The 14,211-nt window shown below is 64.5% G+C and carries 14 protein-coding genes; 3 read left to right on the plus strand and 11 right to left on the minus strand.

Annotated elements, in window-relative coordinates:
* The 6 genes from BM113_RS04305 to ahaH all read right to left on the minus strand — a co-directional run bounded on the left by BM113_RS04305 (position 1) and on the right by ahaH (position 5,242).
* On the minus strand, positions 1 to 333 hold the full coding sequence (locus BM113_RS04305; RefSeq protein ID WP_089785685.1) for a V-type ATP synthase subunit F: 333 nt from the start codon (positions 331 to 333) through the stop codon (positions 1 to 3).
* The gene (locus BM113_RS04310) at positions 330 to 1,430 is read right to left on the minus strand and encodes a V-type ATP synthase subunit C (RefSeq protein ID WP_089785687.1); all 1,101 of its coding nucleotides are present in this window, start codon (positions 1,428 to 1,430) and stop codon (positions 330 to 332) included. Before BM113_RS04310 ends, BM113_RS04305 begins: the two co-directional genes overlap by 4 nt.
* Positions 1,427 to 2,014: a V-type ATP synthase subunit E gene (locus BM113_RS04315; RefSeq protein ID WP_089785689.1), complete on the minus strand. Its 588-nt coding sequence runs from the start codon at positions 2,012 to 2,014 to the stop codon at positions 1,427 to 1,429. The genes BM113_RS04310 and BM113_RS04315 overlap by 4 nt, the downstream gene beginning before the upstream one ends.
* Before the next feature lie 21 nt (positions 2,015 to 2,035).
* Positions 2,036 to 2,299, minus strand: coding sequence for a hypothetical protein (locus BM113_RS04320; RefSeq protein ID WP_007139777.1), 264 nt, complete (start codon positions 2,297 to 2,299; stop codon positions 2,036 to 2,038).
* 338 nt (positions 2,300 to 2,637) lie between these two features.
* The gene (locus BM113_RS04325; protein ID WP_245757973.1) at positions 2,638 to 4,923 is read right to left on the minus strand and encodes a V-type ATP synthase subunit I; all 2,286 of its coding nucleotides are present in this window, start codon (positions 4,921 to 4,923) and stop codon (positions 2,638 to 2,640) included.
* Positions 4,910 to 5,242 carry an ATP synthase archaeal subunit H gene (ahaH, locus tag BM113_RS04330; RefSeq protein ID WP_089785693.1) on the minus strand — a complete coding sequence of 111 codons (333 nt, stop codon included), beginning with the start codon at positions 5,240 to 5,242 and terminating at the stop codon, positions 4,910 to 4,912. The genes BM113_RS04325 and ahaH overlap by 14 nt, the downstream gene beginning before the upstream one ends.
* Before the next feature lie 233 nt (positions 5,243 to 5,475).
* Between ahaH and BM113_RS04335 the strand changes: the two genes are divergently transcribed.
* Positions 5,476 to 6,099 carry a methyltransferase domain-containing protein gene (locus BM113_RS04335; RefSeq protein ID WP_007139774.1) on the plus strand — a complete coding sequence of 208 codons (624 nt, stop codon included), beginning with the start codon at positions 5,476 to 5,478 and terminating at the stop codon, positions 6,097 to 6,099.
* Between the two features lie 89 nt (positions 6,100 to 6,188).
* On the opposite strand, the gene BM113_RS04340 is transcribed toward BM113_RS04335, so the two are convergent.
* Together BM113_RS04340 and BM113_RS04345 are read right to left on the minus strand one after the other, a co-directional pair.
* Positions 6,189 to 6,665: a type IV pilin N-terminal domain-containing protein gene (locus BM113_RS04340; protein WP_177209096.1), complete on the minus strand. Its 477-nt coding sequence runs from the start codon at positions 6,663 to 6,665 to the stop codon at positions 6,189 to 6,191.
* A 193-nt stretch (positions 6,666 to 6,858) separates the two neighbouring features.
* Positions 6,859 to 8,127, minus strand: a complete 1,269-nt coding sequence (locus tag BM113_RS04345) for a DUF7096 domain-containing protein (protein WP_089785696.1) — start codon at positions 8,125 to 8,127, stop codon at positions 6,859 to 6,861.
* A 217-nt stretch (positions 8,128 to 8,344) separates the two neighbouring features.
* On the opposite strand from BM113_RS04345, the gene BM113_RS04350 reads away from it, so the two are divergent.
* Positions 8,345 to 9,655: a helix-turn-helix transcriptional regulator gene (locus BM113_RS04350; RefSeq protein ID WP_089785698.1), complete on the plus strand. Its 1,311-nt coding sequence runs from the start codon at positions 8,345 to 8,347 to the stop codon at positions 9,653 to 9,655.
* A gap of 36 nt (positions 9,656 to 9,691) precedes the next feature.
* On the opposite strand, the gene BM113_RS04355 is transcribed toward BM113_RS04350, so the two are convergent.
* Positions 9,692 to 10,450 (minus strand): hypothetical protein, encoded by a 759-nt coding sequence (locus BM113_RS04355; RefSeq protein ID WP_089786434.1) that lies wholly within the window; start codon positions 10,448 to 10,450, stop codon positions 9,692 to 9,694.
* A gap of 284 nt (positions 10,451 to 10,734) precedes the next feature.
* Positions 10,735 to 11,730 (minus strand): radical SAM protein, encoded by a 996-nt coding sequence (locus BM113_RS04360; protein WP_007140338.1) that lies wholly within the window; start codon positions 11,728 to 11,730, stop codon positions 10,735 to 10,737.
* Positions 11,731 to 11,923: 193 nt separating this feature from the next.
* Between BM113_RS04360 and BM113_RS04365 the strand changes: the two genes are divergently transcribed.
* The gene (locus BM113_RS04365) at positions 11,924 to 13,198 is read left to right on the plus strand and encodes a DUF373 family protein (RefSeq protein WP_089785700.1); all 1,275 of its coding nucleotides are present in this window, start codon (positions 11,924 to 11,926) and stop codon (positions 13,196 to 13,198) included.
* Between the two features lie 36 nt (positions 13,199 to 13,234).
* On the opposite strand, the gene BM113_RS04370 is transcribed toward BM113_RS04365, so the two are convergent.
* Positions 13,235 to 14,077 carry a polyprenyl synthetase family protein gene (locus tag BM113_RS04370; RefSeq protein ID WP_007140336.1) on the minus strand — a complete coding sequence of 281 codons (843 nt, stop codon included), beginning with the start codon at positions 14,075 to 14,077 and terminating at the stop codon, positions 13,235 to 13,237.
* Between the last annotated feature and the right edge of the window lie 134 nt (positions 14,078 to 14,211).

Genomic DNA, 14,211 nt, shown 5'->3' on the forward strand with positions numbered 1-14,211 from the left:
TTAGCTGTCTTCGTCCTCTTCCATCAGGTCGATACCGATCGCTCGCTTGATCTGGTCGCGCAGCCCGCCGCCACCGGTGCCGCTCCCGATGGTCACGACGACCGGCTCGACGCTCGTCTCGACGTTCTGTCGAACGCCCCGCGAGAGGTAGTCGAGGTCGTCGTCGTGCATGACGACGATCCCGACGCCCTCGTCCTCGAGTACGTCGGTCACCGCATCGTCTAGCTCGGCGTCTTTCTCCTCGTCCGGGACGTTCTCGAACCGGCGAACGCCGGCGAGACGGAAGCCGGTCGTGAACTCCGGACTGCCGACGACCGCGATTTCCTGGCTCATAGGATCACCAGCTCCTCTTCGATCTCGCTCTCGTCGAGTCCGACCTCTCGGCCGCGCGCGATCGCGCGGATGTTCTCGACCTCGCGCTCTTTCGCGAGGATGTACGACAGCACGGCCGAGACCGAGACCGGGTAGATGCTCGAGAGCGTATCGGAGTACTGGAGCAACGCAGCATCCACTGCGTGCTCGAACTGGATAAGGCTGTCAGCATCGCGCAGCCGATCCAGTGCTCCCGAGAGTCGATCCCCGTATCGCTTGTTCTCGGCGATGTGATCGATCAGTTCGTCGTAATCCGCGACGAGGCGGTTCAGCTCCGACTCCTCGAACAGGACGCCGCCCTCGATGTAGTAGCTGGCTGGATCGAGGTCGGCCCCGCTTCGTGCGAGCCGCAGTGCGTTGCGGGCGTTGCGGAAGTCGATCTCGGCCTGGAGGAACTCGATGTAGCGCGCTTCCGGGCCCTCCTGGGGCTGTTCCTGGCCCGGCGGACGGCTGACGTCCTCGAGCAGGCGTTCGTAGAACGCCCGGTCGAGGGCGTTCTCGAGCGGCACGAGCGCGCCGGTCTCCTCGAACTCCTCGTAGGCCGCCATGAGCGGCTCGTAGTAGGTGGTTCGGGAGAGCATCTCGATCGCGTCCTCGATTTCGTCGGCCTCCATGAGCCGATCGAGGGTGCGATCGTCGAGTTCGCCGGCGCGGATGAGGTCCGTCTGGTACTCCTCGGGATCGGTATCGGTGTAGATCCCGCGAATGATCGTCTTGAGGTTCCAGACGTCGAACTTCCGGAGATATCGGGCGATGAGGTCGTACAGCCGACCCTCGGACCAGTCGAGCAGATCCTGGAAGTGCTTCGCGAGGTTCCGGTTGAGGGCGTGCTCGATCAGGTCGACGCCCGAAAAGCGCGTTCCGAGTTCGTTGATCTCGCGTTCGTACTCCGATTCCTCCATGAACCGCGCGATCCCGCTCGGCCCCATCCGGATCAGCTTCCGATAGTCCTCGTCCGCAAACAGCGACGCTCGGCGCGAACGGACGCGACCGACGACGTACTCCGGATTCGACGCACCGAGAGTCCCGGATTCCGGATTCGAGCCACTCGCGTTCATTGCTCGAAGAGTCGGTTACTGATCTCCCGGAGGTTGTCTTCCCACACGTCCTCGAGCACGGAGTCGAAGGTGTTGTTGACTCGAACGCGGGAGCCCTCGCTCTCGACGACGACGCCGCCGAGACAATCGTACTCGCCGGCGTACTCGTAGTCGTCGTACTCGGCGTCCTCGAGGATCGACTCGATCAGCTCGCGGTCGCCCTCGCGACCGTAAACGCTGACGTCGTCGCCGTCGTCGAACTCGACGCTTGCGGCCTCGAGGAGGGCGCGAGTCAGTTCCTCGCGGCTGTCCCCTTCGAGGGTGGCGAGCTCGTCTTCGACCTGCTCGTGGACGTCCTCGAGGACGTCGCGACGAGCCTCCAGGCGCTTCTGTTTCGCCTCCAGTTTGGCGCTGGAGAGACGCTGTTCGCGCAGTTGCTCGATCTCGCGCTCGACGTCTCGCTCGGCGCTCTCGACGATCTCCTCGGCGTCCGCTTGCGCGGCCGATTCGATCTCCTCGGCGCGAGCCTCGCCCTCGTTACGGATTTCCTCCGCACGCGCGTGGGCCTCTTCTCGAATGTCTTCTACGACTGTGTCCAAACTCATTGGTGGGAGAAAGGGGGGTGGTTATTGGACCAGGAAGATGGCGACGATCGCGAAAATGACGAGCGTCTCCGGGAGAACCGTCATGACAATCCCGGGGACGAACATGTCGTCGTCTTCGGCGATCGCGCCGACGGCGGCAGCCCCGATACCACGCTCGGCGTAACCTGCGGCGAGCGCCGAGAGACCGACGGCGAGTGCCGCGGCACCGATGTCGGTGAGGAAGGGGGATTCTTCGACGGTTTCCTGCAGTACAAGGCCGGTCGTATCCGCTAGGGCTTCGATCATGGTTAGACGTGTTGTGAGTTCGATTGCTCCGAACAGCCGTATCTGGCCCTGCCCTCCCCATAAAACTCTCGAAAAAATCCGATATGGATAAACGATAGCAGCCAGCGCCGCGGATCTCCGACGGGCTAGTCAATATAATGTCCTTATATGTCGACCGTCGTCGAACGGTCGGCTGTCGCCCCCTGGAGCGGACGGTTCCCGAAAGCGTGAAATCGGAACCGACGGCGATGGGTGTGGTCAGTGTTGCGCCGTCGCTACCGTGTCGGCGATCGATAGAAGAGACGAGACCGCCGCGAGTTGCGAGCGGCAGGCCGAGGGTCAGTCGACGGGCCTCGTCGTCAGTCGGCAGGTTGGGTGTCGGTCTCCTCGTGACCGAACGGATCGTACTCCTCGCCGCCGCCTTCGTAGAACTTCTGGAAGAACTCCACGTACTCGAGGCGGAGCATCTGGATCCCTGCCGCGGTAATCCCCAGCAGGAGGACCAGAACGTGCCCGAACACGAACACGAGGATGGCAAGCGGGATGCCGATCCACATCGGGTCCATCCAGATCAGACCGACGAAGTCCTGTTCGTAGCCGGTCACGTCGTACGTCGGGAGGTTGAACACGGTGTACCCGTGGTCAGTGTAGCCGCCGAACACGAGCAGGTTCACCGCGAACGCCATCCCGGCTTTCGCGAGTAGGACGGCGACCAGCCGCAGGTACGAGAGGACGTGGCCGAACGCCCACGCCGGAATCTCGAAGACGCCCGAGATCCCCTCGCCGATGCCGACCATCACGGCGCCGACGAAGAAGGCCACGATCGCCGCGAGACCGACGGCCTCCGGCACGACGGCGTAGTTTGCGACGAAATCCGGCTTCTGAGAGACCGCGTGGCCACTGAAGATCCAGACGAACAGCCCGTTCATCGTGAGGATCCACGAAAGCCGTTCGTAGACTGCGGCCTTGAGGCCGTGGCTGAGTTCGTTGATGAAGCCCAGGATCAATCCGATGTTGAGGTGGATCAGGCCGAAGACCAGGCTGAAGACGATCCACAGCATCGCCCACTCGGTCGACTGCAGGCCCTTGTCGAGCGTATCCATGAACAGGTACGTCGACAGGACGCTGTGGATCCCTTCGGGCATCCAGTACTCGATGTGGACGCCGAACATCTCGTCGTACAGCCAGCCGAACAGCACCGTGAATCCGCCGGCCCAGAGACCGATCGTCCCGACCGCCTTGCCGGCGTCGGAGTCGAAGGCCTTCCAGGCGCCATAGCCCATCAGCATGTACAGCAGGCCGTAGCCGATGTCACCGATCATGTACCCGAACGCGAACGGGTACGTGAGGAAGACCAGCACCGTCGGGTCGAGTTCGCTGTACTTGGGCTGGGCGACCATCTTGACCAGCAACTCGAACGGCTTGGCCGGCGTGATGTTGTCCAGAATCACCGGCGGCTCGTCGTCCATGGTAACGGCCCCGCTACCGTGGCCGTCAGCCCGGACGCCGCCGTCGGTCGCGGCTTTGCGCTCGACCGGCTCTTCGTCCTCGTCGGGTTCGGCGGTCGGACCCGTCTCGGCTTCGGTCTCCTCGCCGCCCTCACCGTCACCGCTTCCGGTGTGGGCTTCAGCACCGTGCTCGTACTCGTCGTAGTCGGCCTGTTCGAGTTCCTCGATCTCGACGCTGTCCCCGACGGTCTCCCGCAGGGCGCTGACGAGTCGGTCGTACTCCGAGCGGGGCAGCCACCCTTCGGCGATAAAGGCCCGTTCGCTCGTCGCGAACTGGAGCGGCGCCTCCGCCCGCTGGACCTCGATCGAGAGCCGTCCCTCGAGCGTCTGGAGGAACTCGCCGTGTGCCGCCGCGATCTCGTCGAGTTCTGCGTCGATGCTCTCGATCTCGGATTCGAGTTCGCGCTTGCGCGACTCGAGGTCGGAGACGTACGCGTCGGGGCTCTGGTCCGTGTCGGGCACCTCGTGGCGAGTGAAGTCGACGCCGACGATAGCATCGCCCACGAAATCGGGGTCGGCGTCGTCGGTCGGGGCGGCCACGATGGCCACGACGTCGCCGCCGGTAAACGTCTCGAACGCCCGCACGTCGTCGGACGCCTCGAGCGCGTCGTCGATCTCGTCGACCGACCCTTCGCCGACGACGACGTCGACCGAGTCGTATCCCGACAGCAGGTCGAGGTCGATTCCGAGTTCGGCGAACGGAGCGATGCGATCGATCCGGTCCGTGACGTCCCGGAGTTCCGCCTCGACGTCGCTGCGCTGGTCGTCGAGTTCGTTGACCCGCGTGCGGACCTCCTCGAGGTGGGCCTCCCAGTCGTCGTCGACCTGTCCCAGCGGCGTCGCCGACGTGTCCTCGTCCAGGTCCGGAACGGGGGCGACGACCTCGGCGGCCTGCTGACCCGCGGTCTTGGTGTCTTCGTCCAGATCGAGCGTGCTCTCGAGGGCCCGGACGGTCACCAGTTTCTCGGAGGCGTCGTCGGCCCCCTCGATCGGGCTCCCGTTGTCGAACCCCTCCCACGAGCCGTCGTAGTCCGAGAGGTGGACCAGGTTCAGGTCGTGGACCGTCTCGATGACCGTGGGCATGACGCCCTTGGAGCCGGTCACCGAGACCTTGCTCATCTTCTCAGGTCTGAGCATGGACGTCCTCCTGGAACAGGGAGACGACGTAGTCGGTTACCTCGTCGATCCGATCTTCGGCCTGTCCGGCGAGTTCTTCCCGTTCCTGCTCGCCTTCCTCGAGGATCCGTTCGCACTCCTCGTCGATTTCGTCGCGCGCCTCCTCGAGTTGGCGCTCTTTGAGTTCCTGTGCCTCTCGTTGCGCGTCCGTGCGAATTTCCTCGGCTCGTTCCCGGGCCTCGGCTATTCGCTCGTCGCGCTCTTGCTCCGCCTCTGCGACGATCTCGTCGGCCTCTTGCTCCGCCGACTTAATTCGTTCGAGAACCTGTGGCCTCGGCATACTCTAAGCAAGCGAACGTTTGAAAGAGCGCGTATATGGTAGTTGCGAAACCACCTCGCCGACCGCGATGTCCCGACGCCGGTATGGGTCGATTACTCCGATCCCGGTCGAAGGTGTTCGACTCCCGGGACCCGGGAGTCGGAACGACGACCGGTCGCCGCGTCGACCACAGAGCCACAGTCCCGCCGACTGGAACAGTAGACATATCCCGATCGGATCGCAATCCCTGAGTAATGGGAATCCTCGAGAACAAGGCCAGGGCCCGGCTGTTCTACAAGTACCTCTCGAAGGTGTACGATCAGGTCAACCCGTTCATCTGGAACGAGGAGATGCGCGCCGACGCCCTCGAGTTGCTCGAGTTCGAGGACGACATGACCGTCCTCGACGTCGGCTGTGGCACCGGCTTCGCGACCGAAGGGCTGCTCGAACACGTCGACGAGGTGTACGGGCTCGACCAGAGCCGCCACCAGCTCGAGCAGGCCTACGAGAAGTTCGGCAAACGCGCGCCGCCGGTCCACTTCCACCGCGGCGACGCCGAACGCCTGCCGTTCGCGACCGATACGTTCGACGTCGTCTGGTCGTCGGGCTCGATCGAGTACTGGCCGAACCCGATCCTCGCGCTCCGGGAGTTCCGCCGCGTGCTGAAACCCGGCGGACAGGTACTGGTCGTCGGCCCCAACTACCCCGACAGTTTCCTCGCTCAGCGGCTCGCGGACTCGATAATGCTGTTTTACGACGAGTACGAGGCTGACGCGATGTTCAAACGGGCCGGCTTCGAGGACGTGAAACACGCCTTCATGGGACCGTCCTACGATCCCGACGTTGCGATCACGACGGTCGGTCGCGCGCCGGAGTAACGACTCTCGTACGGTTTACCGTCGGTCAGTTCCGGCCCACCCGTGACCCGGGCGACGGTTGCGCCGGTCCATCGGGACAGGGATCCGTCTCAGGCCGTCGCCTCGAGTTCCGCGAGGAGTCGCCCGTCGACGACCAGCCCGACGTTCACCGTGTCGCCGGCTTCGATCGTCGGATCGTTCGTCTCGGCCACCCGAAAGCCCGCGCGCTCGCCGGCCCGCCACTGCGGACTCGCCTCCGCGTTGAACGGTCCCGTCGGCGCGCCGTCGAACCCCACAGCGCCGACGAACGGCACCGGCGGCTGTTCGGACAGTTCCTCGCCGTCGACGGCCACCGTCAGGGAGAGTTCCCGGACGTCGATAGCGTCGCCGGTCACGTGCTCGATGGTGATTTCGGATCCTCCGCCGTCGGTCGTGAGTTCGAACGCGGCCATCGTCGGGGCCTCGACTGGCCCCGTGACGAAACCGACGGCGATCACCGCGACGAGACAGATCGTGATTCCGACCAGGAGGACTGTCCCGAGGAGCGGACTGATACCTCGATCTCCCCATTCGCCGCGTTCGCACACGTTCCGTGGTTGGCGACCGGGATGCTGGTCGAGATCAGCCCTCCGGGGACGCGATGACTGTGCCACGGAGCGTTCTGCTCCCCTGTTACTATATAAACCGAAGTAATGACGGGTGGATTATGGGTTCCGGTCGCCTCCGCCCGAGAATCCCCGCGAACGGCCGTTCAACAGGCCACGGTGGGGCTGGAGTCACTCATCCCTCTTCGCCCTCGACCCCGTCGTTTTCGACCGTCGGACTGATTGCTCGAGTCGACGTCTCTACTCCGAGTTCGTAGTCGTCGGTCGGCGGGACGTACCAGAGCGTACCGTCCTCAGCATCGGTTTCGCCGATTTCGACGCCGTCAATGGAGATCGTCGCCCGTTGTGGATCGCCGCTCGAGGATTCGCGGACCGTGATCTCCGCCGGACCGTCGGCCGGTGTCTCGTTCAACGTGAGCTCGAGTCCGGCTTCACTCCACTGGTCTTCGGCGGTGATCGGGAGTTCGTCGACCGACAGCTCCTGAATTTCGCGGTAGACGTTCCCGGTCCCGGCGTCGAGGTAGACCTCGAGGTTGCCCTGGTCGTGAACGTACTCGAGCCAGTAGAAGTGTCGCTCAGAGCTGTGGTCGTGGAAGGTTGGACTGTCACCGGTCGCTTCCGATGCCCACGGATACAGTTCGTTACTGTGGTAGAACGACTCGAACTCCCGGAACTGATCGGGTTGAGTGGTATCTCGATTGTCGAACCGAATCGTTTCGACGAGGTACGTCTGGTCTTCGATCGTCGCGATGCTGTAGCCGTTCTCGGTGGTCCGAAGCGCAAACTCGTATTCCGTCCCTGGTTGGGTATTCTGCGTCGCAATGGCCAGGTTCGTGCGGGGTTGGGTCTGATACGCCTCGAGCACCGCGCGATCCGCCCGAAGCTCGTTCCGTGAAAGCGAGTAACCGGATATTCGTCTCGCACGATTCTCTAACTCATCGAGCGCGGCCTCGAGTTCGTTCGCTTCGTTGTAGCTGCGCAGCAGGGTCTGTGTCAATTCGACGGTCGATCGTTCGCCGTTCGCGTGCGATCGAACTGCCTCGTGTTCGCGCTCCTCGAGTTCGTCGATCCGATCCTGGATTCGCTCGTGTGCTCGCTCGGCCATCTCTCTGCGTTCGGTCGTATTGGCCTCGGCGAACGCCCCATCCGACAGAACGTAGAGTTCGTGATCGATCCGCAGGGCATCGTCGGTACTCGCGAGGCCCAGGCCGAGATCCGATCCGTGCTCGACACGCTCCGTTTCGCCGGCGTTCGGGAGCGTGAGACGGTTCGTGGTGTTTTCGACCGAGACCGGATCCGAGGGTGCTTGCTGGACGGCGCTCATCTGGTCGGTCGTCCCGACTTCTCCGTGGGCCCCGCCGCTGGGACCGGCCGCGACGAGGGGCATCGCGAACAGAGAGGACAGGAGAACCGCGGCGAGGACAGCGGGGATCGCGCCCTTCATCGGCCCACCGTACGGGCTCCTGATATAAAAGACGGTCGCACCCGTCGTAATGAACGTATTCGCCACTCGATCGGCCGTCTGCCGATAGTAAATGGCGTCTTGTCTTCTATGGAAAGGGTTTTTTCCCCCGGGAAACCACCCGTTGGTAGGTATGCGGTTATCCACCGCCGTTACGCTCGCCCTCATAGCCCTCCTCGTTACGCCCGCCGTGGGGGCGGTGGCCGCCGTACCGTCGGATTCGGGGTTCGTTTCCGAACCGAACCCCGACGTCGGATCCGAACTGGACCCGGACCCGGTTCCGGCCCAAGCCCCGGATTCGGCGCTATCGCCGACGGTGACCGAACGGTCTCCGTCCACGCTGTCCGGGACAGGGACAGCGGATGCGACGTCTTCTCCACGCATCCAAGCTAATACCGTCGCCTCCGACCGCGAACCGCTCGAGCCCGCAGATCCCGGACAGATAATTCGGCTATCCGTTCGTGACGACGGCGACGTCAACTGGTCGATCGAGAGCCGGTTCCTGCTGGTCGGTGAGGAAGACGAAGAGACGTTCCAGGAACACGCCCAGGCCGTCGTCTCCGGTCAGCGGGGCGTCGGCTACGACATCCAGTCGTTCGAGACCGCGCTCGAGGCGGCCGAGGCGGAGACCGACCGCGACATGGATATCGTCGACGCAGGCTGGGACGAACCGCGAACGGAGCCGTACGAACCGTTCGAAGACGGCGGTGACGACGCCCTCTTAGGCGACAGGAATTCGGAAAACGAGACCGTCAAAGTCGGTATCATCTCTTACTCGCTGACCTGGGAGAACTTCGCTACGGTCGACGACGAGCGCGTCTACTTCGGAGACGCATTCCAGTCCCCGCAGGGGACCTGGTTCCCGAGCCTGACCGACGACCAACGGCTCGTCGTCGAGTCGCCCCCGGGATACGCCCTCGAGACGCCGACCAACCTCACCTGGGACGGCCCACACCAGTTCGAGGACGGCGAACTCGAGATCGTCTTCGTCCGCGGACCGTCTACGTCTACGGGGGCGTGGTTCGACTGGTCGGTCGCCGGTGGGCTCCTGGTCGCCATCGTCGGCGCTGTGGGCGGGTACGCCCTCTACCGCTATCTGGGGGCCGACGGGGACGGCTCGCCGCTCGAGCGACTCCCGGTCGTCGGGAGCGAATCGGACGGCGGAGCAGTAGCGGACGGGCGTCGTTCCGATACCGCCGACGGCACACCGAAGGCGGCGTCGGTCGACGACGCCACTCGAGAGCCGGACACACAGTTCCAGTACGAGGAAGATATCGACGACGACATCGATCCCGAACTGCTGGCGGACGAGGAGCGCGTTCATCGGCTGCTCAAGCAAAACGGCGGCCGGATGAAACAGGCCAACATCGTCAAGGAAACCGGCTGGTCGAACGCGAAAGTTTCGCAACTGCTCTCGCAGATGGACGAGGACGGCGAGATCGAGAAACTCCGGATCGGCCGCGAGAACCTGATCACGCTGCCGGACGTGGATCCAACGGAGATCGACTGATCTTCCCGACCGACGGAGCCGATCCGCAGGTACCGGTTACGTATCGTTCGAATCCGATTCGCCGTCGGTCGGACTCGAGTTCTCGGCGCCCGTGCCCGGGTTGAACTGAACGTCTTTGCCGACGGCGTCGTAGATGTCGTCCCAGTCCTTGTCCTCGTCCATCAGGAAGACCTCGACGGTCAGCGCCCCTTCTCCGAACTCCTCGATTCCGGCCGGGCGAACCTCGATGTGGTACGTGCCGTTTTCCGCCATGGAGACGTGTCCCGTTCGTTCGACGATCTTCTGTTCGTCCTCGTTGATCTTGACGAAGAAGTACGGCTCCCCGACGACGTCACCGTGTTCCGGCGGGTCGACGCTTTCCATGCTGGTGTTGGCGACGACCTCGAGGTTGAAGTTCGAGTAGCCCTCGCCGTCCTCCGCGGGCTCCTTGTCGACGAACTCGACGCGCTCGATTCGGTCCTCGCGCTTGTCCTCGAGCGGTCGGTTCGGTTCCTCCGGCGGGGTCCACTCCGCGTCCGCGGTGGTGTCTCCACCGTCCCCGCCCCCGCCACCGTCACCGTCCGTTTCGTTATCGGTCCCGTTCGGCTCGACTCCCTCGTCGATCTGCTCGGTCCCTTCGTCTTCTCCGTCCTCTCGGTCTTCCGCTTCGTCTTCCGCGTCTTCCACGTCTTCCATCCCGTTCGCGCCCGTCTCGGTGTCGTTCGACGGTTCCGCCCCGGTCCCCCCGAAGGCGCTACACCCAGAGAGGACCACGAGCAACGCAACCGCGACGACGGCGACGTTTCGAAATCGCATCGTGGCTCCCGTTTCCGACGGGGTGCCCATTATTACAATCCCGATAAGCGCCGGCGACCGGTTCGCCGACGGACGGGTCAGTCCGGCCCTGCGATCGACGTTTCCGTGATTTGCAGCGCGCGAAACGGTCGTTATCCTGTGCACAACCGATACCGTAGAACCGATCGTCCCCGTGCGACGACGGAGGAAAGGTCGGGGACCGCACGTCACGAGGTATCACCGACTCGAGCCTCGAAAACCACGCTCCAAAGCGTTAGGCGAGCACTGCGCCCGCGGTCCGGTAGCTACGCCAGGGGGGTCCGTTCGACGACCTGCCCCTCGTAATTCGGGTACTGCTCGACGATCTCGCCGTCGTCGACGTCGCCCTCCTCGATCATCTCCTCGAGCAGCCACCAGGCGACTTCGACGTGGTTCGATTTGACGGTGTAGAACTCCTCGGGGACGCCGAGTTCCTCGAAGCGTTCCGGGTCGGCGTAGGTCTTCCCGTAGACGATGGTGCCGTCGTCGGTGACGTCGTCGAACTCCCGGCGGACGTTACGGGCCATCCGTTTGAGCCGACGGCGGTGCTGGGCGGCGTCCTTGAAGACGGAGGTACAGAAATAGACCTTCTCGTGGTCGCCCATCACCTCGAGGATCTCGTCCCGGGAGCCGTCGACCGCGCTCATGTGATCCTCCTTGAGTTCGTACCCCTGCTTTTGCATCCGCCGGTAGTTTCCCTGGGACATCTCGAACTCGTTGACGTTACAGAAGTCGGCGGCGCCCTCGTCCAAGAACTCAAGGAACTCCTCCTCGGCGCGGATGCCGGGGATTTCGAACGCCGGGGTCAGCCCTTCCTCGCGTGCGATGTAGAGGATGTCTTCCCACTCCGTGCCGTGGAGGTCGCCCCACTGTTCGTACGGCGGGTGGAACCGAATCTCGTCGAGGCCCGCCTCCGAGAGGCGGCGCATGTTCTCGCGGCCGCCGGTGATGCCGGTGTAGAGGTGGGTGTGGTGGTCCTCGCCGAACTCGTCTTTGACGAGCTCGAGGTAGTGACAGGTTCGTTCGAGCGCCTCCTGGGGTTCCCCGCCCGTGATCGACGTCCCGAGGGCGTCCATCCGGTGGGCCTCCTCGAGGACGTCCTCGTCGCTTTCGACGCGGCGCTCGTTGGCGTAGACGTCGGTGACGTTCTTGCGGTTCTCGCCGAGCGGGCAGTAAAAGCAGTCGCGCTGATCACAGTAACCGTAGACGAAAAGGACCATCTTGCCGCCCTTGGCGCACTGCTCACACCCCTTCGAAATCATTCGACCGTTCCTACCCGTCCGAGCCTCAAAAGCCGTGCGAAACGGGGCCGACGAATGCGGGGTGCCTTCAGCTTGCCGTCGGCCCTCTTCGGATCGGGGCGTCCGGGCGTCCGGAACCGCCGACCGCGACGACCGCTCGATAATTCCGTCGGTCCCAGAAAAGGGAAATACCACGCCGTCCAACGACGAATCGATGCTGCTGGTCCTCTGTGTCGACCTCGACGACGACCTCGGTCGCAAGACCGGTTTCTCGACGCCGGTCATCGGCCGGGAACCCGTCGAAGAGGCGGCGATCGCCCTCGCGACCGCGGACCCGGAGGACTCCGACGTCAACGTGATCTTCCAGGGGCTGCACGTCTACGACGACCTCGCCGAGCGCGACGAGAGCGTCGAGGTCGCGGTCGTCACTGGCAACGACGACAGCGACGTCGCCGCCAACCGCGAAGTCGGCGAGGAGGTCGACACCGTCCTCGCGAGCCTCTCGACCGCGGAGGACGTCACCGCGCTGGTCATCACCGACGGCGCACAGGACGAGTCGGTCATCCCCATCATCCGCTCGCGGGTGCCGATCGACGGCGTCCGCCGGGTCGTCGTCCGCCAGGCCCAGAACCTCGAGTCCATGTACTACACCTTCAAACAGGTGCTGGACGACCCCGAGACCCGCGGTACGGTGCTCATTCCGCTCGGAATCCTCCTGTTGATCTACCCGCTCGCGCTGGTCGGCAGCGCCCTCGAGATGCCGGGGTTCGTCCTCGGAACGACCTCGGCGCTCCTGGGGCTGTACCTCATCTCCCGGGGGCTGGGGCTGGGCGACCGCCTCGATTCGGCGGCCGAGCGCGCCCGGAGGTCCCTCTATGCGGGTCGGACGACGCTTCTCGCCTACGTCGTGGCCACGACCCTGTTCGTCCTCGGCGGGGTCAGCGGAATGAACGAACTCGAGGCGATTCAGGAGTCGACGCCGGGGGAAGTCGGCGTCCCGGTCATGCTTGCGGCGCTGGTCTACGGCTCGATCCAGTGGCTCGCCGCGGCGGGCGTCACCACGAGCCTCGGCCAGATCACCGACGAGTACATCGCCGGCGACCTCGAGTGGCGATACCTCAACGCGCCGTTCTACGTCGTCTCGATCGCCATCGTGTTGCACGCGGTCAGCGCCTACTTCCTCGGCCGGGTCGACGTCGGCTACCTGGCGACGGCCCTGACGGCGGGGACGCTGCTGGGCATCGCGAGCACCCTCGCGTTCGCGGTGGCGGAATCGCGCTTTTCGGAGACGGACCGGGGTCCGGGTTCGGATCCTGACGCTCGAGACCGCAGTGGCGGACGGAGTCGGAGTCGGAGTCGGAGTCGGAGTCGGGGTCGAGGTCGGGGCCAGGGCCAGGGTCGGGAGCAGCGGGAGCGCGATTCGGACCGTGACCACGATGCGGATTCCGACGCCGAGAGCCGGCCGGCCGCGGAAGGCGCGCGCTCGTAGCCACTGCTGGGATTCGTGGGTCGTGGGCCGCGTGTCCTACCGCTCTCGCTCCACGACGAACTCGGCCAGTTCGAGGAGGTACTCCTTCGCCTCCGGGTCGACGACGTCGACACGCTCCAGGGCGTCGATCGCTCGATCCGCTTCCGTCCGGGCGCGCGCGTTCGCTTCTTCGGGCGTGAGGTCGGTCACCTGGACGACGGAGGGGCGCTCGAGGGCGGCGTCGTGGCCCGTCGGCTTCCCCAGTTCGTCGGGGTCGGCGACGGCGTCGAGCACGTCGTCCCGGATCTGGAAGGCGACGCCGACACGCTCGGCGTATTCGCCGAGGGCCTCGACGGTGAACGGGTCGGAGTCGGCGGCGATCGCACCCAGTTCGGCGGCGGCCCGGAAGAGCGCGCCCGTTTTCCGGCGTGCGAGAGTCATGTACTCTTCCTCGTTTCCGGGTTTGGCCGACAGTTCCGTCGCCTCGCCGATGCCCAGTTCCACCATCGCCTCCGCGACGACTTGCGTCGCGCGCGGATCGGTCGAGAAGAGCGCGAACGCTTCACCGAGGAGTCCGTCGCTCGTGATGATCGCCGGCCCGTGGCCGAACTCGGCCCACGCGCTAGCGGTTCCTCGACGGAGTTCGGAGCGGTCGATGATGTCGTCGATCACCAGCGAGGCGTTGTGGACGAGTTCGATGCCGACGCCGAACTCGACGGCCTCCTCCGCGGTGCCGCCGACCGTCTCGCAGGCAAGCAGAGTGATCATCGGTCGAACACGCTTTCCGCCGGAGAGCGTCACGTGGCGAACTTCCTCGTTGAGCGTCTCGGGCTCGAGTCCGTCAACGACGTCGGTGAGGCGCTCTTCGATCAGCGCCCGACGGCGCTCGAGAAGTTCCATTACCCGCGCTTAGGACGGGGGTGAAAAATACGTGACGGTTCGGAAAGGTTCGAATTCCTTCGTTTCGTCCGTGTCACTGCCGACAGAGTCGTCGTGTCGTTCTCTATTATATCACTGTTCAGCCATCACTATTA

The sequence above is a fragment of the Natronobacterium haloterrestre genome, assembly GCF_900112205.1.
In the GTDB taxonomy this organism is placed as follows: Archaea; Halobacteriota; Halobacteria; order Halobacteriales; family Natrialbaceae; genus Natronobacterium; species Natronobacterium haloterrestre.